The organism is Candidatus Poriferisodalis multihospitum (assembly GCF_028283155.1).
GTDB classification, from domain to species: domain Bacteria; phylum Actinomycetota; class Acidimicrobiia; order Acidimicrobiales; family Poriferisodalaceae; genus Poriferisodalis; species Poriferisodalis multihospitum.
In genome coordinates this window covers 21,896-48,055 of record NZ_JAPYOK010000091.1, presented here as the reverse complement: position 1 = coordinate 48,055, position 26,160 = coordinate 21,896, and the positions used below count along the sequence as shown (strand labels likewise).

19 protein-coding genes and 1 pseudogene are annotated in these 26,160 nt (G+C 67.3%); 11 read left to right on the top strand and 9 right to left on the bottom strand.

The window, feature by feature from the left end; genetic code table 11:
• On the bottom strand, window positions 1-1,023 hold a 1,023-nt coding region (locus tag VI480_RS09460; RefSeq protein WP_323672584.1), incomplete at its 3' end, for a trimethylamine methyltransferase family protein.
• Window positions 1,024-1,241: 218 nt separating this feature from the next.
• Between VI480_RS09460 and VI480_RS09455 the strand changes: the two genes are divergently transcribed.
• Window positions 1,242-2,057 carry an enoyl-CoA hydratase/isomerase family protein gene (locus tag VI480_RS09455; RefSeq protein WP_323672583.1) on the top strand — a complete coding sequence of 272 codons (816 nt, stop codon included), beginning with the start codon at window positions 1,242-1,244 and terminating at the stop codon, window positions 2,055-2,057.
• A gap of 71 nt (window positions 2,058-2,128) precedes the next feature.
• Here the strand turns inward: VI480_RS09455 and VI480_RS09450 are convergent, their stop codons facing one another.
• On the bottom strand, window positions 2,129-3,835 hold the full coding sequence (locus VI480_RS09450) for an NAD(P)/FAD-dependent oxidoreductase (RefSeq protein ID WP_323672582.1): 1,707 nt from the start codon (window positions 3,833-3,835) through the stop codon (window positions 2,129-2,131).
• A 141-nt stretch (window positions 3,836-3,976) separates the two neighbouring features.
• On the opposite strand from VI480_RS09450, the gene VI480_RS09445 reads away from it, so the two are divergent.
• Window positions 3,977-5,848: a hypothetical protein gene (locus tag VI480_RS09445; RefSeq protein ID WP_323672581.1), complete on the top strand. Its 1,872-nt coding sequence runs from the start codon at window positions 3,977-3,979 to the stop codon at window positions 5,846-5,848.
• Window positions 5,814-7,229, top strand: a complete 1,416-nt coding sequence (locus VI480_RS09440; protein WP_323672580.1) for a DUF3179 domain-containing protein — start codon at window positions 5,814-5,816, stop codon at window positions 7,227-7,229. Before VI480_RS09445 ends, VI480_RS09440 begins: the two co-directional genes overlap by 35 nt.
• 58 nt (window positions 7,230-7,287) lie before the next feature.
• Here the strand turns inward: VI480_RS09440 and bfr are convergent, their stop codons facing one another.
• The 3 genes from bfr to VI480_RS09425 all read right to left on the bottom strand — a co-directional run bounded on the left by bfr (window position 7,288) and on the right by VI480_RS09425 (window position 9,008).
• The gene (gene bfr, locus VI480_RS09435) at window positions 7,288-7,761 is read right to left on the bottom strand and encodes a bacterioferritin (protein ID WP_323672579.1); all 474 of its coding nucleotides are present in this window, start codon (window positions 7,759-7,761) and stop codon (window positions 7,288-7,290) included.
• Between the two features lie 120 nt (window positions 7,762-7,881).
• Entirely contained in the window at window positions 7,882-8,112 is a 231-nt protein-coding gene (locus tag VI480_RS09430; RefSeq protein ID WP_323672585.1) for a (2Fe-2S)-binding protein, read from the bottom strand.
• A 218-nt stretch (window positions 8,113-8,330) separates the two neighbouring features.
• On the bottom strand, window positions 8,331-9,008 hold the full coding sequence (locus VI480_RS09425) for a metal-dependent transcriptional regulator (RefSeq protein ID WP_323672578.1): 678 nt from the start codon (window positions 9,006-9,008) through the stop codon (window positions 8,331-8,333).
• Between the two features lie 237 nt (window positions 9,009-9,245).
• Here VI480_RS09425 and VI480_RS09420 point away from each other — a divergent pair, with 237 nt between their 5' ends.
• From VI480_RS09420 to VI480_RS09405, 4 genes and pseudogenes are all read left to right on the top strand, one after another.
• Entirely contained in the window at window positions 9,246-9,914 is a 669-nt protein-coding gene (locus VI480_RS09420) for an SDR family NAD(P)-dependent oxidoreductase (protein ID WP_416246672.1), read from the top strand.
• 63 nt (window positions 9,915-9,977) lie between these two features.
• On the top strand, window positions 9,978-12,377 hold the full coding sequence (locus VI480_RS09415; RefSeq protein WP_323672576.1) for a xanthine dehydrogenase family protein molybdopterin-binding subunit: 2,400 nt from the start codon (window positions 9,978-9,980) through the stop codon (window positions 12,375-12,377).
• Window positions 12,378-12,535: 158 nt separating this feature from the next.
• Window positions 12,536-12,817 (top strand): hypothetical protein, encoded by a 282-nt coding sequence (locus tag VI480_RS09410; RefSeq protein ID WP_323672575.1) that lies wholly within the window; start codon window positions 12,536-12,538, stop codon window positions 12,815-12,817.
• A gap of 12 nt (window positions 12,818-12,829) precedes the next feature.
• Window positions 12,830-13,795 (top strand): annotated as a pseudogene (locus tag VI480_RS09405) (ABC transporter substrate-binding protein); the annotation flags it as partial.
• A 1,376-nt stretch (window positions 13,796-15,171) separates the two neighbouring features.
• Here the strand turns inward: VI480_RS09405 and VI480_RS09400 are convergent.
• The 3 genes from VI480_RS09400 to VI480_RS09390 all read right to left on the bottom strand — a co-directional run bounded on the left by VI480_RS09400 (window position 15,172) and on the right by VI480_RS09390 (window position 20,640).
• Window positions 15,172-18,393 (bottom strand): branched-chain amino acid ABC transporter permease/ATP-binding protein, encoded by a 3,222-nt coding sequence (locus tag VI480_RS09400; protein ID WP_323672574.1) that lies wholly within the window; start codon window positions 18,391-18,393, stop codon window positions 15,172-15,174.
• A gap of 113 nt (window positions 18,394-18,506) precedes the next feature.
• Entirely contained in the window at window positions 18,507-19,856 is a 1,350-nt protein-coding gene (locus VI480_RS09395) for an ABC transporter substrate-binding protein (protein WP_323672573.1), read from the bottom strand.
• A gap of 13 nt (window positions 19,857-19,869) precedes the next feature.
• Window positions 19,870-20,640: an ABC transporter ATP-binding protein gene (locus tag VI480_RS09390; protein WP_323672572.1), complete on the bottom strand. Its 771-nt coding sequence runs from the start codon at window positions 20,638-20,640 to the stop codon at window positions 19,870-19,872.
• A gap of 115 nt (window positions 20,641-20,755) precedes the next feature.
• On the opposite strand from VI480_RS09390, the gene VI480_RS09385 reads away from it, so the two are divergent.
• From VI480_RS09385 to VI480_RS09370, 4 genes are all read left to right on the top strand, one after another.
• Window positions 20,756-21,313, top strand: a complete 558-nt coding sequence (locus VI480_RS09385; RefSeq protein ID WP_323672571.1) for an RNA polymerase sigma factor — start codon at window positions 20,756-20,758, stop codon at window positions 21,311-21,313.
• Window positions 21,310-22,281 carry a hypothetical protein gene (locus VI480_RS09380; RefSeq protein ID WP_323672570.1) on the top strand — a complete coding sequence of 324 codons (972 nt, stop codon included), beginning with the start codon at window positions 21,310-21,312 and terminating at the stop codon, window positions 22,279-22,281. Before VI480_RS09385 ends, VI480_RS09380 begins: the two co-directional genes overlap by 4 nt.
• Before the next feature lie 131 nt (window positions 22,282-22,412).
• On the top strand, window positions 22,413-23,564 hold the full coding sequence (locus VI480_RS09375) for a serine hydrolase domain-containing protein (RefSeq protein ID WP_323672569.1): 1,152 nt from the start codon (window positions 22,413-22,415) through the stop codon (window positions 23,562-23,564).
• Window positions 23,565-23,581: 17 nt separating this feature from the next.
• Window positions 23,582-24,841 (top strand): LLM class flavin-dependent oxidoreductase, encoded by a 1,260-nt coding sequence (locus VI480_RS09370; protein WP_323672568.1) that lies wholly within the window; start codon window positions 23,582-23,584, stop codon window positions 24,839-24,841.
• 30 nt (window positions 24,842-24,871) lie between these two features.
• Here VI480_RS09370 and VI480_RS09365 read toward each other — a convergent pair whose 3' ends face one another.
• On the bottom strand, window positions 24,872-26,143 hold the full coding sequence (locus VI480_RS09365) for an ATP-binding protein (RefSeq protein ID WP_323672567.1): 1,272 nt from the start codon (window positions 26,141-26,143) through the stop codon (window positions 24,872-24,874).
• Between the last annotated feature and the right edge of the window lie 17 nt (window positions 26,144-26,160).

The window sequence follows — 26,160 nt, the reverse complement described above, 5'->3', positions numbered from 1 at the left end:
GGCCGATTCCTGCATGGCCTGCGCGTCGGCGATCTTCGAGGCGGTGTAGTGGCCGCCGCAGCGGAACGGCAGGCCCAACCGTCGGGCGAGCTGGCCGATCGCGTAGGTGGCCAGCGTCGATTCGGCAGTGCCGAACGTGGGCGCACCCGAGCGCAGATCCATGGTGGTCAGGAAGTTGCCGTAGATCATCGGCGAGCCGGGCCGCACCAGCTGGGTCAGCGCAATTCCGGTCATTGCCTCGGCATGGGCCTGGGCGATCAGCGCTGGCTGGGTGACCGGGCCCATGCCCCCGCCGATGATGAACGGCGAGATGAGGCAGCCCTGGTTCGCCCGGGCGTAGGCCTTCAGCGCGCCGCTCATCGTGTCGTCCCACACGAGCGGCGAGTTGACGTTCACGTTGCCCTGGATGACGCAGTGCGTCTCGATGTACTCGGCGCCGAACACGATGCGAGCCATCGCAATCGAGTCCTCGGCCCGCTCGGGCGCCGTCACTGCCCCCATGAACGGCTTGGCCGACCAGCGCAGGTGGGCATCGACCATGTCGAGGTGGCGCTTGTTGACCGGCACGTCGACCGGCTCGCACACCGTGCCGCTGCCATGGGCAAGCCACGGCGACATCCACGTCAGCTTCACGAAGTTCTCGAAGTCGGTGATGGTGGCATAGCGCCGGCCGCCATCCAGATCGGTGACGAACGGCGGCCCGTACACCGGCGTGAACACCACGTGGTCGCCGCCGATCTCGACGCGCCGGCCGTCGCGGCCCCACAGGGCGAACCGGCTCGGCGCGGTGGAGCAGAGCTCTCGAGCCAGGCCGGGCTCGAAGCGGACCCGCACGCCGTCGGCCCGCGCCCCGGCAGCCCGGAAGAGCTCCAGCGCCTCGTCGTCGCCACGGGCGCGGTGTGGGTTGCTCCGCAGACAGCACCGGGCCTGCGGTGCGCGCAGCGACCCGGCTCGAACGCCCCCGCCGCCCACCGCGGGTGCCGCTGCTGCAGTTCCCGCCGCTGCCGTTCGCCATCGGCACATTGTGGGCTGCACCGCGCGACCGCCGCGGCCGCCACGGGCACCGCCCCGAATCAATTGTCTGCCATCCCGCCAGACGTCAGCAGATCTGGTCCGCGCAGCCATCCGCACGGTCGCTGACGCAAGCCACTCAGGCCCTATTCGACGCGCCCGAGGGTGCCTCGACGCCGCTGGCTACTGTGCTGTCGCCGCACCGCATACGCCAGCGAGAGGATGCCGAGATGTCCGACACCTACGAGAACCTGAGCATCGACACGCCCGCCGAAGGCGTGACGCGCATCACCCTGGACCGACCCGAGCGGCTGAACGCCCTCACCCACGGGCTCGTGGCCGACTTGCACAACGCGCTGAGCGCCGTCGACGCCGACCACGACACTCGTGCGGTCGTGCTGACCGGCGCCGGCCGCGGCTTTTGCGCCGGACTCGACCTCACTGGCTTCGGCGGCGTGCCTGGCACCGAAGACCTAGGCGCGCCCCAGCGCGGCATGGCCGTGCAGCAGGAGATCGCCGAGCTCGTGCACCACATGCGCGACGTGCGCCAGCCGATCATCGCCGCCATCAACGGGGCGGCAGCGGGCGGCGGATTCGCGCTCGCCTGCGCCTCCGACATCCGCTACTGCGCCGAGCGAGCCAAGTTCGGCACCGCGTTCGTGCGCCTCGGCATCTCGGGCTGCGACATCGGCGTGAGCTGGATGCTGCCCCGCCTCATCGGCGCCTCCCGGGCCTGGGAGCTGATGCTCACCGGCAGGGTCATCGACGCCGCCGAAGCCGAGCGCATCGGGCTCGTCAGCGCCGTCGTGCCCGACGACGACCTCATGGACACCTGCCTCGGCGTCGCGGCCGAGATCGCCGCCAACAGCCCCTTCGGCGTATGGATGACCAAGGAAGTCATGTGGTCGAACCTCGAGATCGGCAGCTTGCGCGCCGGCATCGACCTCGAGAACCGCACGCAGATTATGTCGTCGCTGACCGAGGACAGCCGCGAGGCCATGGCCTCGTTCCTGGAACGCCGCCAGGTGAAGTGGTCCAACCGCTGACCCGCCGCATCAGCTGAGGTGCCGCCGCGGAGAACCGAGTTCCGCCGGCGGTCGACCCGGTCGGCGGGCAGCTAGCCGGCGGGCTGGGGTAACTCGTCGGGCTTGAACTCGAACAGGTACGGATCGAGCGACTCCTGCGCGGCGATCCGCCACTTGTGCCAGTAGCCGCCGCCGTAGTACGCCAAGCTCCCGGGCTGAGCGTCGCCGTGGCCGTTGTAGTACGACAGGCAGTCGCGCAGCGGGGCGGTGGTGATGTCGGCGACCCGGCAGTGCTCGGCGTAGTTCACCTCTGAGTCCTCGGTGATGTCCACCACGTTCCACGCCTTGTCGCGCATCTCGGTGAGCATCCAGATGATGTAGTCGCCGTGGGTGTCGATGGCGTCGGTGAAGTTGAAGCTGCCGCCGCCGCCTTGGGGACCCGACACGATGAACAGGTTCGGGAAGCCGTGGCTGTGCAGTCCCAGGAAGGTCCGCGTGCCCTCCTCGTCGTGGAAGGTGGGCCGCTTGCAGCCGTAGGGGTAGTACGGCTTGAGCGCCTCGGCGGTGGCCGGGTCGTCCACGATGGCGTCCACCCGGGCCCGTATCTGCTCCATGATCCGGAAGTTGGTGTTGAGCTGCTTCTGCACCAGTTCGTCGGGCGACAGCTTGCGGGCGTGCTGCTTGCGCTCTTTGAAGTCATCGACCCGGCCGGCCAGGTAGTCGTCATTGGCCTTGATGGCCGTGCGGCCAGACGAGATGCGCGAGAACCGTTTGCGACGGGCCCGCGCCCAGCCGGGCTCCTTCGACCACTCGGCGATCTCCTCGGGGTCGGTCTCCCGCTGGTCGCGCACGTCGATCGACGACGGCGTCCGCTGGAACACGTACAGCTCGCCGACCACCTTGGCGATCTCGGGGATGACCTGCACGGCGGTGGCGCCGGTGCCGATGATGCCCACCCGCTTGCCTTCGAGGTCGATGTTGTAGTCCCAGCGCGACGTGTGGAACGACTCGCCCGCGAAGGAGGCCATGCCGTCGATGCGGGCCAGCTTCGGGCTGGTGAGGATGCCGTTGGCCAGGATCACGTAGCGAGCCTTCATGGCGTCGCCGCGGTCGGTGTAGACGGTCCAGCGTCCGGTCTCCTCGTCCCACACCGTGGAGTCGACGGTGGTGTGGAACAGGCAGTGGTCGTAGAAGCCGAACCTGTCGGCCATCGCCTGGCAGTACTCGAGAATCTCGAAGCCTGAGGCGAACTTCATCGTCGGGATGTACTTCATCTCCTCGAGCAGCGGCAGGTAGCTGTACGACTCCACGTCGCAGGCGATTCCCGGGTAGCGATTCCAGTACCAGGTGCCGCCGACGTCGCCGCCCTTCTCGCAGAAGCGCACGTCGGTGAAGCCGGCACTGCTCAGCTTGTGCCACAGCAATAGCCCGGCGAATCCGGCACCGATGCACAGCACCTCGCACTCGTCGTCGAGCGCTTCGCGCTCGATCGGCGGCTCGGAATAGACGTCGTCGAGATAGCGCTTGAACTCGCCTTCCATGGCCATGTAGTCGGCGGCGCCCCGGCGCGCTTCCTTGAAGTCGCGGTACTTGGCCTGCTCTTCGGCGTTGAACACGGCACCGGGCGGGGGCGGAGGCAGTTCCTTCAGATGCTCATCTGCGTTGACCGAGTAGCCCACGCCGTCGATCTTCTCTGACGCCTTCGCCGCTCGGGTGTTGAAGATCTTGCGACCCGTCTCCGGGTCGATGCTGACCGCCGGACGAGCGTGCGAGGTCATTGTGGTCGGGCTGTCTGCCATGGTCCGCCCCTCCTCGAAACCTAACCGATGTTAGATGAACCGACGGTTGCGATGTCCCGGCCGTGCGGCCTTGGGGGCACTGGGCTCTCGCGCTTGCGAGTGCATCGCGTCGCGGGAATTCGTGACAGCCTTCGCAGCGGGATGGAGCGTGACGCGCCGCGGGTCTTCGCATTGGCCGCAGTGGGAATGGGTGTGCTGCTCGCCCTGCTGGCGGTGCATCTGCGCATCGCCATCGTGGCCGGCGGGCCGGTGGCAGTGCCCGATGTGCCGGCATACCTGGGCATCGCTCAATGGGTCGGCGGCGACGGGCTCGCGCTTGGCCACATCCCGTTCCAGCCGGGTTATGGGCTGGTGATAGCGCCGCTGGTGGCCGTAGCGCAGGTCTCGCTGCTGGACACTCAGGGCGAGGTGGTGCACTACCTCGCGCTGGTCGTCAACTCGCTGGCGGCGGCCGCCGCAGTGGTGGTGGCCGGTCGACTCGGCTTGGTGGGCTCGCGGCGCTGGTGGGTGGCGGGTGCGGCCGGGTTGATCGCGGCGGTCCATCCGTCGCTGTCGGCTGCCTCGCGCATCGCGTGGCCCGAGACTCTGCTCACTCTGTTCGTGCTCGTAGCGGCGCTCGCAGTGGCCTTCGCCGTGCTGCATGCCGGCTCCGCGGCGAGCCGGCGGGCGTGGGCCCGTGCGGGGTTGTTCGCAACCTTGGCCGTGGCACTGCACGCCCGCATGATCGTGCTGGTGGTGGCGGTGGTGGCGACGGCGCTGCTGTGCCGCATCGGCCGCCGTGCCTGGGCCGCTCTCGGCGTGGGACTGGCCGCCGGCGGCACAGCGACGGCCGTGGCGCTGACCCTCACCGACACGTGGCCGACGGAGCGCCTGAGCGAAGCGGCGCAGCTGGATCGTGGCGCCGAACCAATCGCCACCGTGTCGGGACAGCTGCTGGCCTTGGGCGGGGGCACGGCCGGGCTCGGCTTGATCGGCCTGGTCGCCGGCCTCGGTGCGGCCATCTGGCTGGCCCGCAATCGGTCTGCCAGCATTCCCGATCCGTTGACGGCAGCGTTGCTCTGTTTGGCGCTTGGCGCGATCGGAGCCGTGATGCTCGGCGGCTGGACATTGACAGGCAGCGCACGGGCCGACGCGTTGCTCTACGGGCGTTATGTCGACCCGTGGGCGGTGCCGCTTGTTGCAGTGACGCTGGCACAACTCGCGTCCCGCCGGCGGAGCCGACCGAATGCATCGTCACTTCTGGGCGCGAGCGCGGCCGTGGCGGTGATCGCGTGCGCGGTGGTCGTTGGTTCTGCGGGTGGCTACGACGCTGCGCCGCGTCGCATCATGACCCTGTCGTTCAGTCCTGCATGGATCTTGTTCGATGAGCGTTTGGGTGCGGTGGCCGTTGCGGCTCTTGTCGTGGCCCTGCTCGGCATGGTGCTGGCCGCCGTAGCGCTGCGCGGGCGTGCACCGGTGGACCACGGAGAGATCGTTGCATCAGCCCCAGCGCCGACATCAGGCGCAGCAACGGATGCTGCCCGCGTGGACGCGGCAAGCGTCCCAGGCGTTGCCATGGGTGCGCTTGTGACGGTCGTGCTCGTGCTGGGAGCTGTCGCGACCGTCTCGAACCACCGCCACCTGGCCGATGTGGGCGCCGTCGCCCGAGACCAGGTGGTCGCGGCAGGCACCGTGGCCGACGCCGTCGACGACGGCCTGACCTGTCTCGCCCACGACCGGGCGTCGGTACCCGAGTACGCACTGTGGCTGTACCGCCTGGAGCTGCCCGAGATCGACCACGAACGGGTGGAGCTGGACTACGGCGACCGACTGTGCTCCGAGCTGGTCGTTGCCCACGATGACCTGGCACAGCGGTGCACGAACGCCCGGCGCCTCGTCGACGAACCGGCCGCATCGTGGGCGCTCTGGCATCTGCCGGAGCGCACCTGCGTCAGCGCCCTGAACATGGAGGCGCGAACGGCCGGAGTAGCGTCGCACGATGGCTCTCACGACAGCGGCATCCGTTCCGGCTGACATCCGCGCCGGCACGACGACCAGCCGCCGTCTGGATCGATTCCGGCTGAAGCTCGCGGCTGTACGAGGGCGCGGCGCCCGCGGCGTGCTGGTGCTGCTGGCAGCAGCGCTCATGTTCATCGCGCTTGGGTGTGCCGATGACTCGTCCAGCGACGAGCCGTCCGAACCCGATACCACGGGTTCGAATGCGACGGGGGCAGCGAGCGCCGACACCGCGCCGGCGACGACGGCCGCAGCGGCGCCGCCGGCAACCACGCCGGCCGAGGTGATCGTCGACGTCAGGGTCACCCAGATCCCCGGCGGCCCGCGCGAGTCCACCGTCTCGGCGCTGCGCGAGGGCATGACTGCGCCCCTGCTGCCCGAACCGCTGGTGTCGCCCCTCGATGTCCTCTCCGGCGGGCCGCCACCCGACGGCATCCCCTCCATCGACGCACCGGAGTTCGAGCGGGCCGCCGACGTCGGCTTCCTGCAGCCCCAGGAAGCCGTGGTCACGCTCACGCTCAACGGTGATGCCCGCGCCTATCCGGTGCAGGTGCTGCTGTGGCACGAGATCGTCAACGACACCGTCGGTGGCGAGCCGGTCACCATCACCTACTGCCCGCTGTGCAACACGGCTATCGGGTACTACCGCCAGCTCGGCGATCGCATCTTCGACTTCGGCACTTCGGGCCGGCTCTACAACTCGGCACTCGTCATGTACGACCGCCAGACCGAGAGCCTGTGGGCCCACTACACCGGTCAGGCCATCGCGGGCGCGCTCACCGGATCCCAGCTCGAGCTGATCCCGATGGCCACCGTGGCCTTCGAGACGTTCCTCGACGAGCATCCCAACGGCCTCGTGATGACACGTCCCGGAGGCTTCGGGCGCTCATACGGCACCAATCCCTACGTCAACTACGACACTCCCAATGGAAGCCCAACCTTCTTCGGCGGCACCCCCGACGATCGCCTGCCACCGCAGACTCGCGTGCTGGTCGTCCGCCACGGCGACGCCTCGGTGGCAGTGCAGCTCGACACGCTGAGTTCAGCAGGCGTGCTGCCGTTGAGCCTGGGCGGCACGACGGTGATCGCACTTCATCTCCCGGGCACGGCGACTCCGATCCAGAACCAGCAGGTGGCCTTCGGCCGTGATGTCGGAGCTACCGGCGTGTTCGACCCCAACGTCGACGGTCAGGCTCTCACCTTCAGCCGCATGCCCGACGCTGCGAGCTCGGCCGGGCCGGGAGCATTCACCGACGATCAGACCGGCTCCACCTGGTCGATACTCGGCCGGGCGCTCGACGGCCCCCTGGCGGGCGCTCAGCTGCAGCCCATCGAGCACATCGACACGTTCTGGTTCGCGGCCGCCGCCTACGACCCCGAAATCGAACTTCACCCCTAGCCGCTGAGAATTCCGCCGCCGCAGCGGGCGCACGTACTTGCTCAAGCGCTGAGGAGTGCTAGTCGTCGCCGATCTGGCTCAGCAGGTACCGCTCGATGCCGATGTCTTCGATGAGGCTCTGCTGGGTTTCGATCCAGTCGAGATGCTCTTCCTCGCCGACCAGCAGGTGCTCCAGCAGCTCCCGGGTACCGGCGTCGCCGTGGTCGAGACACAGCCGCACGCCAGTGCGGTACCGCTCGATGGCGTGCTCTTCGAGCTGCCGGTCGAGGGCAAGTTGTTCTGGCACGGTCTCGCCGATCATCACCGTGCCCAGCCGCTGCATGTTGGGCAGCGCATCCAGCAGCAGGATGCGCTCCATGAGCTTCTCGGCATCGCGCATTTCCTCGACGGACTCCTCGTGGTACTTGGAGGCCAACCGGTCATATCCCCAGTTGCCGGCGATCTTCGAGGCGGCGAAGTACTGGTTGATGGCCGTCAGCTCGGCCGTCAGCGCTTCGTTCAAGAATTCGATGACCTCGGGTGATCCCTGCATGAACTCCACCCTACGCGCATGCCGGAGCAATCCGAATCGGCAGACGACAGCGCACGCTGGCTGTTGCTTCCCGCCTGTGTTCGCGCCGGTCGCGGGCCGCTCGGGCCCGGGGCCCAGGAGCTAGGCGCCCACCGCGATCGCCTCGAATGCAATCGAGTGGACAGGGTGATGCTCGGGGTCGATGGCCTCGAGCACGCACTGGTCGAGCACGGCCTGGATCATGGCGACGCAGCTGCCGCAGTCGGTCCCGGCACCGCAGGCCATCGACACGTCGCGGACTGTCGTGCCACCGTGCGCGGCGAGTCTCCGGATGGCGGCCTCATTCGTCGCAAGACACTGGCAGACGATCATCGACGTCGGCGACCCCGGCGCTGTGCTGGAGCGCGCACCACCGTGGTGCACGACTCCTTATGACCCATGTTAGGCAGTGCTAACGCACCGCGCGCAAGCGCGGCGTGTGACCGCGCGCAAGCGCGGCGTGTGACAGCGCGCAAGTCATTGCTCGGCGGAGCGGGCCGATGCCCACGCGGGCACCGAGCTGAGAGGCGCCACGGCGGGCGCCGGATCGCTCAGTCGCCTGCAGTGACGAGAATGCGCTCAGCGGTGTAGGCGCTGACGCCCACCGTGCCCTCATCCATCTCCACGGTGGCGGTGCCGTCCGGCGAGACCGACATGACGGTTCCCGATCGGCCCGGCATGAGCCCGGATTGCTCCAAGAATTCGAGCTGGCCGGGTGCGAACTCCAGCTCTTCGGGAATGCGCTGCACCGTGAAGCCGCCGGCCGTCCCGATGTCTGCGAGCGGCCTCGCGTTCGTTGGCGCGGTGTAGTCGGAGCCGGGGATGGGGTTGCCGTGCGGGCAGGTGTTCGGATCGTGGAGCAGGTCCATCATCGCCCGTTCCACGACCGGGGAGATCACGTGCTCCCAGCGGCCCGCCTCGTGGTGGGCGTCGGCCCAATTCAGCTTCAAGACGTCGGTCAGGAACCGCTCGGCCAGCCGGTGCCGACGCACCACGGTGGTGGCGATCTCCTCGCCCTCGTCGGTGAGGCTGATGTGCGCCTCGTCGTCGACTTGGACCAGGCCCTCGCGCTGCATGCGCCGGATCATCTCCGACACGGCCGGGCGCGACACGTCGAGGCGTTCGGCGATGCGCGCCTGGATGACCTCGACGCCGTCCTCCGCCAGCTCGTATACCGTCTCGGAGTACTCCTCGAAAGCGGGGTGGTATTCCGCCGGCTTGTACGCCATGGTCGCCACCATAGCGGTAGCCCGCAGACCGGCTGCACCGGATTACGACAGAGCTCGCTGCCGTCGTGGCGGCGCGGTGCCGGGGCGCGCGGGCGCTCACGTGCTGATAGCGGCAGACTGACGGAGTGCCGTGCGGGCACGGGCACACGAATCGGAGCATGCGATGGATCTGCAGTTGACGGGAAAGAACGTCCTGGTCTGGCCATCGCTGCGGCGTTCGCCGACGAGGGTGCGAACGTGGCCTTCGCCTTCAACGCTTCGAGCGAGGGTGCCGAGAAGGGCGCAGCCGCAGCGCAGGAAGCGGGCCGCGCGGCGCTCGCAATCCGCTGCGACGTCACCAGCGGCCACGACGTGCAGCGCACAGTCGATGAGGTGGTCAGCGAGTTCGGCAGCATCGACGTGCTGGTCAACAACGCCGCCTACACCGACACCGGGCCGTTTGTCGATGCTGACCCCGACGATCTGGCGCGCATGGTGGACGTGACCGTGATGGGCACCATGCGCATGACTCAAGCCGTCGTACGCCACATGGTCGATGCGGGCATCGAAGGCTCGATCGTGTCGCTCATGGGCGACTCGGGCCGTGTGGGCGAGAGCCGCTTGGCGGGGGTGGCCACCACTCGGGCGTCCACGATGGGCCTGATGAAGTCGATCGCCAAGGAATTCGGCCGCAACGGCATCCGCGCCAACGCCGTGTCGCTCGGGTTGGTGCGCTCGGAGCGGTTTGCCCACCACACCGGTAATGCCGACGACGAGCGCATGGCTCGCATCGCCAAGATGTATCCGCTGCGGCGGGTCGGTGTGCCCGACGACGTGCCGCCGATGGTGCTGCTGCTGGCCTCGCCACTGTCGGGATGGACGACGGGCCAGACCATCTCCGTCAACGGCGGCTACTCGATGGTGTGAGCGAGGCCTCCGTCCGGATTGCGCCAGAGCAGCCGGTCGGGAACCGGCGGAGAAGAGAGCAGCGTGGCAGACGAGCCATTCCGGCTGGATGAAACAACGCCCACCGAGGGCGGTCCGTTCGGCAAGCCCGTGCCCCGGCGCGAAGACAGCCGGCTGCTGCAAGGGCGCGGTCGTTACATCGCGAACGTCCGCTACGACGGGCAGCTCGCCGTGGCGTTCGTTCGGAGTCCGGTCGCCCATGCGCGGGTCGTCTCGGTTGATGTGTCGGCTGCCCGGCAGGCCATCGGTGTGGTCGATGTTGCGACTGGCGCCGACCCGGATTTCGCCGGTTTGGCGCTCATCGCCGAGTCGGCACTGCAGACACATGTGAACACCCCCCAGCCGGTGCTCGCGGCCGAGAAGGTGCGCTACCAGGGCGAGGCCGTCGCTGCGGTGATCGCCACCACGGCGGCGGCAGCGGCCGACGCCGCCGAGCTGGTGGAGGTGACCTACGACGAACTCCGGGTGCACGTCGATGCCGTGGCTGCTGCGACGGATCCCTCCGAACCGGTGCACGACATCGCACCCGACAATCTCATCGTCACCCGCACCTTCGATGCCGGCGACGCGGACGCAGCAATTGTCGGCTCGCACCTGGTGCTCGAACGTCACTACCGCACCAACCGGCACGGTGCCACGCCCATGGAGGGTCGCGGCGCCGTGGCTCACTGGAATCGCGAGGGCACCAAGCTGACGTTGCACGCCACCTCGCAGGTGCCGTACCTGCATCGCGCCGGCATGGCCAAAGTGCTCGGCGTGGCCGACAGCGCTGTGCGCATGGTGGTCGGCGATGTCGGCGGCGGGTTCGGCATCAAAGGGGCGCTGTATCCCGAAGACGTCGTGGTGAGCCAACTCGCTCGGCGGCTCGGCCGTCCTGTCGGGTGGGTCGAGACTCGATCGGAGCACATGGCAACTGCGCTGCATGCCCGTGACCACCAGTACTCGGTGCGGGCCGGCTTCGACGCGGACGGCACGCTGGTGGCGATTGACGCGGTGCTGCATGCCAATGTCGGCGCCTACAGCTCACCGCCGTGGACGGCGGGCATCGAGCCGCTCATGGCCGGCGGCCTGCTGACCGGCCCCTACAAGCTCGCCCATTACCGCTGCGAGGTGCTGGGCGTGGCCACCAACACCACGCCGACCGGCCCGTACCGCGGTGTCGCCCGGCCGGCGACGGTGTTCGTGATGGAGCGACTGCTCGACGATGCAGCCGCCGAACTCGGCATGGACCCCCTCGATATCCGCCGGCGCAACCTCGTGGCTCCCGACGACCTGCCCTACACCGCTCCCACGCGGCTGGTGCACGACTCACGCACCTACCTCGACTGCCTCGACCAAGCCGTGGAGCTCGTCGACTACGACGGGTTCCGATCACACCAGGCCCAAGCCCGCGCTGCGGGAGTCGAACGGCGTGCGTTGGGAATCGGCTTTGCTTGCTACAACGAGCTGACCGGTCTCGGCCAGAAAGCCTCGGCGGGTCCACGGTTGCCGTTCCGCACCGGCCATGAGTCGGCAGAAGTGCGCGTGGACCCGTCGGGAACGATCACCGCTGCCATGGGCGTCACCTCGCAAGGCCAAGGCCTCGAAACCACCATGGCGCAGGTGGTGGCTGCTGAACTCGGCGTCAGTGTCGATCAGGTGACCGTCGAGATGGGCGACACCGATCGCATCTCGTTCGGCATGGGTGCATTCGCCAGCCGCCAGGGCGTCATCGGCTCGGGTGCAGCAACGCTGGCTGCCCGCACCGTGCTGGCCAAGACGCTCGTCATTGCGGCACACCTGCTCGAAGCCGAGCCTGAGTGGCTGAGCATCGACGACGGCTTCATCCACACGCAGGACGCGCCCGCGGTCGGCGTCACCATCGGCGAGGTCGCCCAGGTGGCGTACTTCGAGCCCCACCGCTTGCCGCCCGGCCTGGAGCCCGGCTTGGAGGCCATGCGCTTCTACGACCCGATGACCGGCACGTTCGCAGCGGGCGCGCAAGCCGCCGTGGTCGCGGTCGACCTTGACACCGGCGAGGTGGACCTACAGCGCATCGTGTGCGTGGAGGACACCGGCCGCGTGATCAACCCGATGATCGTGGAAGGCCAGATGCACGGTGCCATCGCGCAGGGCATCGGCGGCGCGCTGTACGAGCACTTCGTCTACGACGCCGACGGCCAGCTGCATTCGGGCACGTTCATGGACTACCTGGCCATCACCGCCGACCGGGTGCCGTCGATCGAGTTGGGCCATGTCGCCGATCCGGCGCACAACCTGAACCAGATCCGCGGCGTAGGCGAGGGCGGCACGCTCGGCCCGTATGCAGCCATAGCGAACGCCGTGTGCGATGCCCTCGCACCGTTGGGCATCACCGTCGACGAACTGCCCCTGAGTCCAGCCCGCATCCACGCGGCAATTGCCGCTGCTGGCTCCCCGAGCTAGATCGCAGCCGCCGGACACGTCGGACCCGCCCACCGGGATGTCACGACACTCACCCAGATAATCGCTGCTATCACCGAGCGCCATGTAGCTGGACCTGCGATCCCCGTATCCATCGATGGATGCGGCGCTCCCGCGACTCTCAGCAAAGGAAGGACGCCATGTCTACCTACCTCCCCCCGGCAACTGGGCGGTTGGCAGCTCTGGTTGCGGGCGTGGCCATCCTGGTGGCGGCGTTCACCGGCACCACGCCGGATGATGATGCAATGGCCGGTACATCAGAGGCGCCCGCGCCGGTGACAGCACCGGCGCCCGGCGATCCGGCGAGCCCCGGCGTTTCCGATGATCGTGTGCTGTTCGGGCAGTCTGCGGCGTTCAGCGGTCCGGCGCAGGCATTGGGACATGCCATGCGCTTGGGCATCGAGGCCGCGTTCGCGGAGTAGAACCGAGCAGGCGGGGTACACGGCCGCATGCTCGAACTGGTCACGCGAGACGACCGGTACGAGCCGGGGTTTGCCTTCGCCAGCACACGTGACCTGATCACCCAAGAGCGAGTGTTTGCGCTGATCGGAGAGGTGGGAACGCCGACGTCGCGCTCGGCTGTCCCGCTCGCCGAGTCGCGGGCTGTGCCGTTTGTCGGACCGTTGACCGGCGCTGGCTTCCTGCGCGATCCCGATCTCAACTCGGTAGTCAACCTGCGAGCCTCGTACGCGCAGGAAACCGAGCACATGGTGGAGCGCCTCACCGAAGACCTAGGCGTCACCCGGGTGGCGGTCATGTACCAGAACGACTCGTTTGGCCAATCCGGCTTGAACGGTGTGACCGAGGCCCTCGACAAACGCGGGCTGGCACCCGTTGCCACTTGGTACTACGAGCGGAACTCCAGCGCGGTGAAGGCTGCGGTGTTCCACATCGCAGACTCACAGCCCGAGGCGGTCATCTTCATCGGTGCTTACCAGCCGGTGGCCAAGGCGATCTCGCTGCTGCGCATGGACGTTGATCCGGTCTTCATGGCCGTTTCGTTCGTGGGAAGCAATGCGCTGGCGCAGGAGCTGGGAGATGAAGCGCCCGGTGTGTACGTGACACAGGTGGTCCCGATTCCCGACGATGCCGGGACCCCGGTCGTGGCGGAGTACCGGGAGGCGCTCAGCGAGCTCGATCCGAGCGCAGTGCCCGGGTTCGTCTCGCTGGAGGGGTACCTGGCGGGACGATTGGCCATCGTGGCACTCGAAACGTGCGGAGCAGATGTGACCCGCGCGTGCTTCCTGGGCGCATTCGCCGAGCTGGAGGCCATCGACCTGTCCGGCGTCAGCCTGCAGTACGGCCCGGACGACAACCAGGGATCCGACGAAGTCCTGCTGACGGTGATCAACGACGACGGCAGGTTCGTGCCGGTGGCCAATCTTGGGGACTCGCAGTAATGGGCCGTTTGCGGGTGTCGGCCCGGCTCGCGACGATCACGCTGGTCGTGTTTGCGATCATCGCTGCGAGCACGGCCGTCGGCTGGGTCGTTGCCGGCGACTCGGCGGCTCCGGCCGATGACGAACCCGACATTGGTGCGGTGACGAGCGCGCTGGCAGTTGTGCGGCAGGTGAAGTCGTTGGCGGACGCTGCCACGGTGGCAACCCACGCAGGCATGACAGCAGAGACTCTGGCGGAGTCCCGAGCCTCGATGGACGCAGAGATTGAAACGCTGTATGAGCAACTCGACGTTCTGCAGAGTTCAGGGCATTCGCAGGCATCGGCGACGATGCGCGAGCTGACCAATGAGCTTGTGCAGCGCTCCGCAGAGATCGAACGACGGCGACTCGCCCTTGCCGAAGTCCGACGCGAGTCCGAACGACGCCGGCAAGAGATCATTGCCATGACCAATTGGGAACTGGTGCCTGCGTCGGTGGCGAGCGAGGACGACGTGTTCTATGGCTTGATCACCGACCGCAGCGAAGCTGTCACACCCGACGACCTGCTGCGGTACTCGCGCCTCGCGCTCATGACTCAGCAAGTCGACCAAGGATCGGTCCTCCTCGAGGTTGCGGCCAGACAGTCGGATATTGCCTTCGTTGCCACGGTCGAGGAAAACGTCGATCTGGTGATGTACCAGCTCGAAGACAGCATCGGGGTATTCGCTGAAGACCCCCACCCAGATCTGCAGCCAACGCTGATTCCGCTCGCGAGGGAACTCGTGGACGGCGCCTACGGCGAAGCGAACATGATCGACATGATGAAGATCCGCTTGGGTCTGGCCGCGCAGGAGGCGCGTGACATTGCCGCAATTGATGGGACCGCGGCGGCGCTGCAGGCGGAGGCCACGGCGCTCCTGACTCAAGCGGTCGCCAGCGTCGGATCCGTCGATGGGTACCACGGGATCGCCGAAGTTCTGCATGCAGCTCTGGCAGTTGACCAGCACGTGGGTTCCGTTGCGGCCGTGGCTACGGCCAGAAGCGCCCCCACGACGCCGCTGGGTGAGTTGCCGGCGATTCGCGACGCTGTCGCAGCCGATCTGTCCGGCATTCGCCAGCACCTGGACGTCCTCGATGGCGCAGGCCATGGCGACGCCGCCCTGCCTATGCACTCAGCAGTCGACGGTCTGCAATCCAACGTCGACCAGATTCACCATGGCCGCGCCGAACTCGTCGAGGCTCTCCAATCCGCCGCGGGTCAACGGGCGCAGCTGAGGGCTTTCTTCGACTACCAGCTTCGGCCGGCGGTGGTCTCGAGCCTCGACAACCAGCTGTATTACATGCTGACCGGCAGGAGCGAGTTCATCGAGGACGGGGTGAGCGGTTCTGAACCGCTGTCACGTGAGGAGCTCTTGCGGTACCGGCACCTGACGCTGATCTTCAACTCGCTCTTCCGGACCTTCTCTGGCCTCATCATCGCCATCATCATCTCCGAGCCGACGCTGATCGCCGAAGCCGAGGAGAGGTTTGCGACCGCAGCTCACCGCCTGGAGGCGAGCATTGCGTATCTGGAGCAGGAGGGCGGAAGCGAGGTACATCCTCAATTGGTCCCGTTGGCTCGCCAGTTCATTGCCTTTGGCAACGGGGAGGCGAACTTCTTCGACTCGCTGCGGCACCGGCTTCCGCTCATCGCTCAAGAAGCAGGGCTGATCGGGTCCAGCCGTCAGGCCACGTTCGAACTGCAAGCTGGCGTCGACACGTTGCTCGACGAAGTTCTCGAGGACGCTGCCGCTCTCGATCCCGATGCAGACGAACCTGATGCGCGGGTGGGCCCGGATCTCCGCTGACGTGCCCTCCGCGATGATCTGACCGAAGTTGAGCACATAGATGTAGTCGCAGATGTCGAGCACGAGATTCATGTCGTGGTCGATCAGCAAGATCGACACGCCCTCCGATGCCACGTCCAGCAGGCGCACGCCCAGCGCGATGCTCTCCGCAGTGGTCAATCCTGCGGCTGGCTCGTCAGCGAGCATCACCCGGGGTTCCGACGCCAGCGCGCGTGCAACACCGACCAGCTTCTGGCGGCCGAGCGGGAGGTTGGCTGGACGAGTCTCGGTGTCACCGACCAAGCCGACGATCTGCATCGCTGCATCAACCCGCGACGTGTCCGCTGGCCGCTCGGGTATGACGAGATCGGCGAGCACCGAGCGCATCGAGGACCGCTCGGCGGCAACCTGCACGTTTTCGCGCACGGTCAGGTCATGGAACAGTTCGAGCGACTGCCACGTGCGTGCCAGCCCCCGCTGGGCTCGCACATGGGGAGCTTCACGGGCAAGCCGTTCCTCGCAGAACGTCACACGCCCACGGGACGGCACAAAACCCGTCAGTGCGTCGATCAGCGTCGTCTTGCCGGCGCCGTTCGGTCCGATCAATCCCACGATCTCGCCCTCACGGACTCGCAGCGACACCTGGTCCAGCGCCTTCAGCCCGCCGAAGCGCACCGTGAGATCCTCCACTGCCAGCACGACCGGTGCGCCCTCGAAGCTGCGCTGGCGCTCCTTGCGCCGATATTCCGACAGACGGACCGACTCGCCCGCCGTCCCGGCGCCAGGCTCGGTGGGCGTCGCGCCGAGATCGCTGCGTTCGCGCGCCTCGGCCCGGGCCCGCCTGCGTGACCGGAATGCTCGCAAGCGTGCGAGGTTCTGGCGGTACGCGCCTGCCACGCCTTCGGGGAAGAAGATCGCAGTTGCCACCAGTGCGACTCCAGCCACCAACTGGTACCACCGGCCTAGTTCGGCAATCCGATCTGCGGTGATGTAGACGATGCCGAGCGGGGCGAACAGCCCGGCGATGATGGCGCCGGGCACGCTCGTGATCCCGCACAGGTAGGCCAGCGCCAAGAAGCTCAGGCCGATGAGCACGGCGAAGCTCTCCGCGGAGAGCTGGCCCCGGCTGTAGCCGATGAATGCGCCGCCCACGCCAGCCAGGAACGACGCGAGCGCGAACGCCAGCATCTTCGTGCCCGCAACATTGATGCCGACCGACGCGCCCGCCCGCTCGTTGGAACGAACGGCCAGGAAGCGGCGCCCTGTCGCACTTCGGGCCAGGTTGCCCACGGCAATGGCGCACACGGTCACCACGGCCAGCACCAGGAAGCCGAATTCCATGCGGGCGAAGTTCCTGCCCTCGCGAATGCTGAGGTTCGCGCCGAACAACGAAGGACCTGTAATGGGATTGCCATACCGACCGGTGATGGCGGAGTTGCGGAACACGAACTCCTCGAGCGCGACCGCTCCCGCCAGTGTCACGACCGCGAGCTGTGCGCCGCGTATGCGCAGGGCGGAGACGCCGACCACGAGCCCGAAGGCGGTGGCCATGAGCGCTGCGAGCAGCAGTGAGATGGGAAACGGGATGCCAACCGAATCGCCCAGCTTGCTGAGCGCGAAGCCCGCGGCTCCCGCGATGGCAGCCTGGGCCAGCGAGATCTGGCCGACGAGGCCGGTCAGCACCACCAGCGACAGCATGACGATCGTCATGATCATGCTGGTCATGATCCCGATGCGGTAGCTGCCCTGTGCCACGGCGGTCAGCACTCCGGCCGCCACCACGGCCGATGCGACCACGCTCGGCCGCATCTTCGGCCGGACGACCTCGGGCAGGGCATCGGCTTCGACGGCGCCACGGGTCGGCAGGTTGTGACCCAAGCCGAACAGGGCGATCACGATGACCCCGAACGGCAGAGCGTCGGGTATGCCGGTGATCGCCCAATCGGGCCACCATGGATTGGTGGTCTGGTACACGACGATCGACTGGAAGATGCCGAGCCCGAATGCGGCCGCCACGGTGACGGCGATGGACAGCAACCGACCGATGACTGCCGCGGCGAGTGCCGGAACGATCGAGAGGTAGGTCCACGGGCTGAGGGAGACGATCGGCGAGGCCATGATCAGCAGGAAGCCGACGATCGTGCTCGACAGCACCCACGTCGAGCCGGCCAGCACCTGCGGCGAGTAGCGGGCCAGACTGACTGCCCGCTCGTTCTCGGTCGAGGCCCGCGTGGCGAGCCCCAAGCGCGTGAAGCGGAACCACGCCCATGCCGCGGCGGCGGTCAGCAGCACGACGGCCGTGAGCCAGAGGCGATCGCGAGAGAAGCTGACCCCTGCGAAGCTCACTGGCTCGTTGGGCAGGATCGGAGCGACGACGCGGGCGCTGCTCATGAAGTGCATCACGATCAGGGCTTGGATGATCAGCAGCACGCCGACCGACGCGACCACGCGAGCCAGGATCGGGGCTCGCCGGAGCGGCCGGAAGACCAAGAAGTGCACCAACAGCCCGACGAGGCTGCACGACAGCACGGCGAGGACGATGGCCACCCCGAAGGGCACGCTGCCCGAGCTGCCTCCGAGGCTGATGCGGCTGCGAATGAGCACCAGCGGCAGCACGAGATCGCCGGTGTCGCTGAGCTCGTCGTAGACGTACGCCCCCCACATCGCCATCGCGCCAGTGGCGAAGTTGATGATGCCGGTGCCCCGGTAGGTGATGACCAAGCCCATCGACAGCGCCGCGTAGAGGCAGCCCGATCCCAAGCCGATGATCGCGAAGAGCAGGTACTGGTCCACTTCGGCAGATCCGCCTCAGATTGCCCGATCACTCATCCGCAGATGCTCGCAGATGCGTCGGAGGCTGTGTGGATATTGACGGTTCTTCTGGCTGGGTCCGGGGCTCAGCCTCCCTACAGTCCGCTCAGCTCGTACGCGTCGAAGAGTCCGTCGCCGACCACGATCCGGCGCAGCGATCCGTCGTCGGCCTCGACCACCTGCCACACCATGATGTGCGACATGCAGTGCGAGGACTCTGGCGGCCACGGTGCCTGCCCGCAGCGCAGGTTGGGGCCGAACCATCCGGGCGTCTCGCCGGCGTTGGCGAAGGCGTCGGTGATCGACTCGGAGGTGATCGGGCCCTCGATGGTCTCGAGGATGAACTTGATCTCGCGCCATGCTCCGTAGGGGGCAATGGCGAAGCCCTCGATCAGCTGCTCGTGACCGGCCGCGGTCATGTGGTCGGCGTATTGCGCGAGCCGTTCTTGGATATCGGGCGGTGCAAACTCGGCAACCCATGGGACCCACTGGTCACCCTGGGTGTATGTGCCGATGGCAGCAGGCCCGAGCACGTCGATATACAGCGTGCAGGACCCGGCGAAGATCGGCTTGTCGAAGCCGCTCGCGGCGGCCGATCCGACCATGCCGATGCAGCCGAACTCGTCGAGTTGGCCCATCATTCCCTCGACGCCAGCGGACTGCGCCGCCGCGATGGCGGCGGTCCAATCGGGCGCTGCGATGTCGACCACGACGCGCTCCATCTCGATGCCGTAGTGCGCGAGCACCGGGGCGATGATGTTGTCCATGAAGTCCAGGGCGGTGGAGGAGTCCTGGACGACGACTGCGATGTGGTCGATGCCGAGTTCGGAGAAGGTCTTGGCGGGGCCCACGGCGAATGCCCCGGTCGCCACGTGGAGCAGGAAGGAGCCGGGACTGTTCCTCTCGGTTTGGCCCCACGAGTGCGACGAGACGTAGGGAATGCCGGCGTCGAGCCACAGTCCGAATGCCGCTTCGGAGCCCAGCTCGACGCCCATGTACGCCATGTCGACGTCTTCTTCGATCAGCTTGATCGCGCAGTTGATGGCGCTCTCGGGCGTGCCGTCGGAGAGGCAGAAGATCGGCTCGATCCTGGCGCCGTGGATGCCGCCCGCGTCGTTGATCACCCCGATGGCTACCTCGCCGCCGATGCGCAGCTCGGGCAGGGAGATGTTGCCGCCCTCGTTGTTGACATAGCCGACCCGGATGACCTCGCCGGTGCGGTCGATCGGTGCGCCATCGCCCGACGCGTCGTCGCCTCCTGCTGCAGCTCCGCCGGTGCCGTCGCCGGTCGTGGCGTCGGTCGCCGTGCCGGTGTCCGTGGCGGCGCCGCCCGAAGCTGTGGTGGTCGGGGCGTCGTCGCCAGTGCCGTCTGAACCGCCGCACGCAGCTGCCAGAAGACAGAACGCAACGAGCAGCACCAATGATCGTGCATGTAGATATCTCATGGAGTCCCCGACGCTACTCGTGGTCGAGGGTGCGCTCCCCGAGGTAGCTGGCTTCGAGCACCTCAGGTCGCTGCGCCAACTCGTCCGCAGTGCCCGACAGCGCCAGCTCGCCGTGATTGAGTACATACGCCCTGTCGGTGATCGCGAGCGCGGCATGCACATGCTGTTCCACGAGCAGCACGGCGGTGCCGGTCTCGTCGGCGATGCGTCGTACCACCGGCAGCAGGCGCTCCACGATGATCGGCGCCAGCCCGAGGCTCATCTCATCCACCATCAGGAGCTTCGGATCGGCGATGAGCTTGCAGCCCAGCGCCAGCATCTGCTGCTCGCCCCCCGAGAGCAACCCAGTCCGGCGATCCAGCAGGGCCTCGAGCGCGGGGAACCAGCCGATGATGTCGGCTTCGGTCACTTCGCTGCGACGGTGCCGGTGCAGGCGCAGGTTCTCCGCGACGGAGAGCTGGAAGAAGATGCCGCGATCCTCGGGCAGCAACGCGGCGCCCCGGCGAGCCACCTGGTGCGCGCTGGCCCCGCCGAGCGGCTCGCCGAGCACATCGATCTCGCCGTCGATCGGCCGCAGGATCCCGGCGATGGTCAGCAGCGTGGTGGTCTTGCCGGCGCCGTTGGGCCCCAGCAGCGCCACCACCTCGCCGGGATGGACGTGCAGCGACAGGTCGCGCACGGCGGGCACACCGCCCCAGCCGGCCACCAGGTTGCGCACCTCCAGCGCAGGGGTTGTGGCTGGCCCGAGTGCATCGGCTGGCGTCTGGGTATCGGTGCTGCTCATGCGTGTACCTCGGAACCAAGGTAGGCGTCGATGATCGCATCGTCGGCACGAATGTCAACGACTTCGCCGGACAGCATGCGTGACGGCGCCGCGAAAGAGTCAGGCAGAAGCGGACATGACAGCCATGATGGCTGTCTGCATGGTCGCCGCTCACGACGAGGCCTGGTTCCGGCACCTCTATGCCGAGGCGTACCGGCCGTTGCTGGCGTACGCCCGCCGCAGGGTCGATGCCGCAACTGCCGACGAGGTTGTCGCTGACACGTTGCTGACAGCGTGGCGCCGTCGCGACGACGTCCCCGAGGGCTCCGAGCGGCTGTGGCTGTTCGGCGTGGCTCGCAACATGATCCGCAACGCCACACGCTCCAGTCGGCGGCGCCAGGCGGCGCACGATCGGCTGCGCCTGGTCCGCCCCGCGGAGGCAGACGAACCGGTCGCGCCCGAGGTCGGCGAGCGCTCGACGCTGATCACGGCGGCCCTCGCTGCCCTGTCTGAAGCCGACCGGGAAGTGCTCATGCTCGTGGCGTGGGAGGAGCTCAGCCATGCCGAGATCGGCCAGGTGCTCGGCATCTCGGCGAACGCCTCGGCCATCCGCGTCCATCGGGCCCGCAAACGACTCGCTGCGCGCCTTGGTCGTCTTGATGACGCCAGCGCAGGCGAAGGGAGTGCTTCATGACTGGTGCCGGTATCGAAGACAGACTGCTCGCCGATCTGCGCCGGGCGAACCCGGTCAACGTCGATGCGCTGGCCTCGGCGACGGACCCGGAGCCGGCCCAGTTGCTGGAGTCAATCCTGGCGGACAGCGGGGAGGCATCTCCGCGGCTTCGAGTTGTTCGCGGGCCGAAAAGATCGTCCCCAGTCGGCGTGCCCGCTCGCCGACGCTGGATCAGCGCAGCTGCCGCGGCGGTGGTGATCGCCGTCGTCGCGGCTGCGACGATCGTGGTGTACGACACTGGCACCGGTCGCGATGCCACTGCTGCCGTGCACGAGGCTGTCGAGGCCACGATCGGGGTGAGCAGCTCAGCCACCACATCCACGACGGTCACGTTCGACTTCGATGTCTTGGCCGAGCCGTGGGAGATGATGATCGAAGGCGTGTTCTCGGACCGCAGCTTCGAGTATCGGCTGACATCCGGACCCGCAGTGCCCGAGGCAGGCATCCCGGATTTGGGTTCCTACGCCGAAGTGGTCATCGGCGATCAGGCGTATCGAGCGACCGGCGACGGACCGTGGGAGGGCCCCCATCCATATGTCTGGGCTCCGGAATCCGAGGATTCCAGCGCACCCGTCAGGTCGAATCTGACGTTCGGCGTCACCATCGACGATCTCGGCGCCGTGTTCGACTTCGTGGAGGTGGGCGACACCAGTCTCGACGGCGTGACGGTGGCCCATTACCGCACGCACTCCCTGCCTGCTGGCGCAGGGGCCGGCTTCCTCATGTCGCTCGGCATGTTCATGACCATGACGAATCAGGAATCGCCTCAGCGACTCGACAACGTCCAGCTCGACGTGTGGGTGGATCGCGACGACCTGATCAGGCGGGTCAGCTACACCGCCGTCATCGACGGCGCTGGATCATTCAGCGTCGTCACGGATTGGGCTGACTTCGGCACAGCACCGCCGATTACTGCGCCGACCACCTGAGTGCGGAGGCCACCCGCGGCCGCGCAGCGTCCTGTACTGACACTTTCGGCATGGGCGAGTGCATGCAGCTACTGCCATGATGAGCCCCGAATTGGCGGCCGTGTGGGCCGACATGGCACGAAGGGCAGGTCATGGAGATACACGGCACGTGCAGGGAGGGATTCGAGGCAGTTCGCGACGCCTTTGAGCGGAACTTCGGCGAAGGCCTCGAAGTTGGTGCTGCTGCGGCGGTGACCGTCGACGGCGAGTCTGTCGTGGATATCTGGGCCGGAGACGCCGACACGAACGGCACCCCGTGGGACCGGGACACGATCGTGAACGTGTACTCCACCACCAAGACCATGGCGGCGACGTGCATGCTCGCGTTGGCCGATCGGGGCGAGCTGGATTTCGATGCGCCGGTGTGCGAGTACTGGCCCGAGTTCGCACAGAACGGCAAGGAAGGCGTGCTGGTGCGGCACGTCATGTCGCACACGGCGGGGCTGCCCGGATTCGTGCCGCCGGTCTCGGCAGAGGATCTATACGACCTCGACGCGATCGCCGAACGGTTGGCTGCCCAGGAACTGTGGTGGGAGCCAGGAACCAAGTCGGGCTACCACGCCGTCACCCAGGGCAATCTCGAGGGTGAGATCCTCTACCGCATCACCGGCAAGCGCATGGCGGATTGGTTCCGCACCGAAATCGCTGAGCCGCTCGGCGCGGATTTCTGGATGAGCCTGCCCGCGTCGGAAGACCACCGAGTCGGCGAGCTGCTTCCGCCCCCGTCCCTGCTGGCGGTGCTCGAAGCGAGCGGCGTGCCGATCGACCCCGATTCGATCGCTGTGCGCACCTTGGCGAGCTGCTCGCTTGACGCCACCGAACCCCGGACGCGTGCGTGGCGAGCAGCCGAAATCCCGGCGGCGGGCGGCATCGGAAATGCCCGCGCGGTCGCGCGGGTCCATTCAATGCTGGCCTGCGGCGGAGAAGTGGATGGCGTTCGGATCATGTCCGAGGCCGGGGCGCGCAAGGGCCTTGAAGAGCAGGTCGACAACATCGACGAAGTGCTGATGCTGCGACTGCGGCACGGCCTGGGCTTCGCTCGCCAGCTCGACGGCTGGGTGACCAGCCCGAACCCGAACCACATGCACTGGGGTGGCTGGGGCGGGTCCATCGCCGTCGTCGACTTCGACGTGCGCGCCTCGGTGGCCTACGTGATGAATCGGATGGATGCCGCCATCACCGGCGACCCGCGGGGCGGTCGCATCGTGGATGCCGCCTTTGCCAGCATCGCGGCCGCAGACTGAACGCGAAAGGAACCGGCATGCGCTTCAGCATCTTCTACGAACACCAGCTGCCGCGTCCGTGGGACGACGGGGCCGAGGCCCGCATCGTGCACGAGGCACTTGAGCAGGTGCAGCTCGCCGACAAGCTGGGTTTCAGCACGGTGTGGGAAGTGGAGCACCACTTCCTGGAGGAGTATTCGCACTCATCGGCGCCCGAGGTGTTCCTGTCGGCCTGCGCCGCGACCACCCAGAACATCCGCATCGGGCACGGCATCGTGCCGGTGCTGCCGGGCTACAACCACCCGGCTCGGGTAGCCGAGCGCATCGGCACGCTCGACATCATCTCGAACGGACGGGTCGAATTCGGCACCGGCGAAACCTCGAGCGACATGGAGCTCGGCGGCTTCGAGATCGAGCGGGCCGACAAGCGGGCCATGTGGGAAGAGGCGGTGCCCGAGATCGCCAAGATGATGGCGCAGTCGCCGTACGAGGGGCACACCGGCAAGTTCTTCTCGATGCCGGCGCGCAACGTTGTGCCCAAGCCGATGCAGCGCCCGCACCCGCCGATGTGGGTGGCGTGCAGCCAGCGCGACACAATCTTGATGGCGGGCCAGCGAGGCCTCGGTGCGCTGAGCTTCTCCTTCATCGATCCCGACGAGGCCCGCCAGTGGGTCTCGGACTACTACGCCGCGTTCGAGGCCTGCACCGATCCAGCCGGCTTGGCGCCCAACCCCAACATCGCGGTCACGACGGGCTTCATGTGCCATCGCGATGAGCAGACCGCGATCGACCGGGGCCTCGACGGCTTCCACTTCTTCGCCTACTCGCTGCTGCACTACTACGCGTTCGGCACCCACACGCCGGGCGCCACCGACATCTGGACCCAGTTCGAGGAGAACCGTGAGGAGATGGGCTTTGCGAAGCTGACCGCCACCGTGCAGGCGGCCGTCGGCTCGGAGGGCGCGGAGAACCTGGTGTCGGCTGGCGGGCTCGACTCGCTGCGCGGTTGCATTGGCACGCCCGACCAGATCCGCGAGTTCGTGCGGGCGTACGAGGATGCTGGTGTCGACGAGCTGATCTTCGTGAGCCAGGCGGGCCGCAACCGCCACGAGGACATCTGCGAGTCAATGGAGCTGTTCGCCAAGGAGGTCATGCCCGAATTCGCCGAGCGTGCCCCCGAGCGGGAGGCCAGCAAGCGCGAACGCTACGCGGAGACCATCGAGCGGCTCCAGAACTTCCACAACCTCGACCTGACGCCCGAGGTCACCGCCACGGTGCAGGCAGCCGCCAGCGCGTGAATCGCTTTCGCCGCCGATAGCTCGCGCATTTCAGGGGCCGAGCGCCGTGATCGGCACCACGCTGGTGCCGTCGGGCCTGTCATAGCCGTATCCGGTCGCGGTGATGATCAGGAGCTTGGATGGTTCGCCGACTCGTGAAGTGTCGACCTTGTCACGAAGCCTTTTCAACGACTGAGCGGCTTGCTCGATGTCGCGCTCGCCACCGAGCTTGACCTCCGCGGCGATCCACCGGCCGTCGCGGGCTTCGATGACGACGTCGGCTTCGAGCTGATCACTGTCGCGATAGTGGAAAACAGATGCCCGGTTGACTTGGCTGTAGATGCGCAGGTCCCGCACTACCAATGACTCGAAGAGGAATCCGACCGCCTCGAGGTCAGCCAAGAGCCGCTGCGGATTACCCCCGAGGGCGGCGACTGCGAGTGACGGGTCGACAAAGTGGCGCTTGGGCGCAGCCCGCAGCGTCGCTCGTGAACGAAGATGGGAACGCCAGGCTGGAGCGTCCTCAACGACGTAGAGCCGTTCCAGCGCGCGCAGATACTCGGTGGCCGTCGTGCGATTGAGTGGCCGGTCGCCAGCGGCTTCCGCGGCGAGCTTGGAGAACGACGTGGTCGTGGCGATGTTTCGTGCGACGGATGCGATCAACCGTGCGATTCCGGCCGGGTCGCGCGCCACGTCATCCACAGCTGCCACATCGGTGCGGCACACGTCATCGAGGTAGTTGTCCAAGAACAGCTGGGCCTCGGCCGTTGACTCGTCTGACAGCTGCGGCCAGCCTCCGCGGCAGAGGGCATCGACGACATCGTTGAAGCTTGTCGCCGGTCGCTGTGCATTCACCGGTTTCGCGTCAAGCAAAGCTCCCACCGACACGTCGCCAGTGGACTCGCCGGTTTCGACCAGCGACATTGGACGCATCCGAATCCGTGCGATGCGTCCTGCGCCGGAGTGGCGGGTGATGTCATCAGCGGGGACCGCCGATCCGGTGAGGATGAACCGGCCCTTGCGCTGGTCTTCATCGCTGGCGTGCCTCACCTGGTTCCAAACTTCTGGAGCGAGCTGCCATTCGTCGAGCAGCCGCGGTTCGGGCCCTTCGAGAGCGAGGCCCGGTGCCACGGACACGGAGCGTCGAGCGTTCAGATCTCGGTCGAACAGGATCTCGCTGCGAGCGAACCGCCGACCTGTCCACGTCTTGCCGCAACCCTTTGGCCCTTCGATGACGACCGTGGGCATTGCCTCGAGCGCGGCGGCAACGGCGGCGTCGGTAACACGGGCTATGTAGCCAGAAGGCTTGAGAGTATCGGACATTGCCTGTTGTTTCCTTG

Bases quoted from the DNA above. Each gene is read 5' to 3' on its own strand.
- VI480_RS09455 (WP_323672583.1), top strand. From the start codon at position 1,242: ATGTCCGACACCTACGAGAACCTGAGCATCGACACGCCCGCCGAAGGC.
- VI480_RS09450 (WP_323672582.1), bottom strand. From the start codon at position 3,835: ATGGCAGACAGCCCGACCACAATGACCTCGCACGCTCGTCCGGCGGTC.
- VI480_RS09445 (WP_323672581.1), top strand. From the start codon at position 3,977: ATGGAGCGTGACGCGCCGCGGGTCTTCGCATTGGCCGCAGTGGGAATG.
- VI480_RS09440 (WP_323672580.1), top strand. From the start codon at position 5,814: ATGGCTCTCACGACAGCGGCATCCGTTCCGGCTGACATCCGCGCCGGC.
- bfr (WP_323672579.1), bottom strand. From the start codon at position 7,761: ATGCAGGGATCACCCGAGGTCATCGAATTCTTGAACGAAGCGCTGACG.
- VI480_RS09430 (WP_323672585.1), bottom strand. From the start codon at position 8,112: ATGATCGTCTGCCAGTGTCTTGCGACGAATGAGGCCGCCATCCGGAGA.
- VI480_RS09425 (WP_323672578.1), bottom strand. From the start codon at position 9,008: ATGGCGTACAAGCCGGCGGAATACCACCCCGCTTTCGAGGAGTACTCC.
- VI480_RS09410 (WP_323672575.1), top strand. From the start codon at position 12,536: ATGTCTACCTACCTCCCCCCGGCAACTGGGCGGTTGGCAGCTCTGGTT.
- VI480_RS09395 (WP_323672573.1), bottom strand. From the start codon at position 19,856: ATGAGATATCTACATGCACGATCATTGGTGCTGCTCGTTGCGTTCTGT.
- VI480_RS09390 (WP_323672572.1), bottom strand. From the start codon at position 20,640: ATGAGCAGCACCGATACCCAGACGCCAGCCGATGCACTCGGGCCAGCC.
- VI480_RS09385 (WP_323672571.1), top strand. From the start codon at position 20,756: ATGACAGCCATGATGGCTGTCTGCATGGTCGCCGCTCACGACGAGGCC.
- VI480_RS09380 (WP_323672570.1), top strand. From the start codon at position 21,310: ATGACTGGTGCCGGTATCGAAGACAGACTGCTCGCCGATCTGCGCCGG.
- VI480_RS09375 (WP_323672569.1), top strand. From the start codon at position 22,413: ATGGAGATACACGGCACGTGCAGGGAGGGATTCGAGGCAGTTCGCGAC.
- VI480_RS09370 (WP_323672568.1), top strand. From the start codon at position 23,582: ATGCGCTTCAGCATCTTCTACGAACACCAGCTGCCGCGTCCGTGGGAC.
- VI480_RS09365 (WP_323672567.1), bottom strand. From the start codon at position 26,143: ATGTCCGATACTCTCAAGCCTTCTGGCTACATAGCCCGTGTTACCGAC.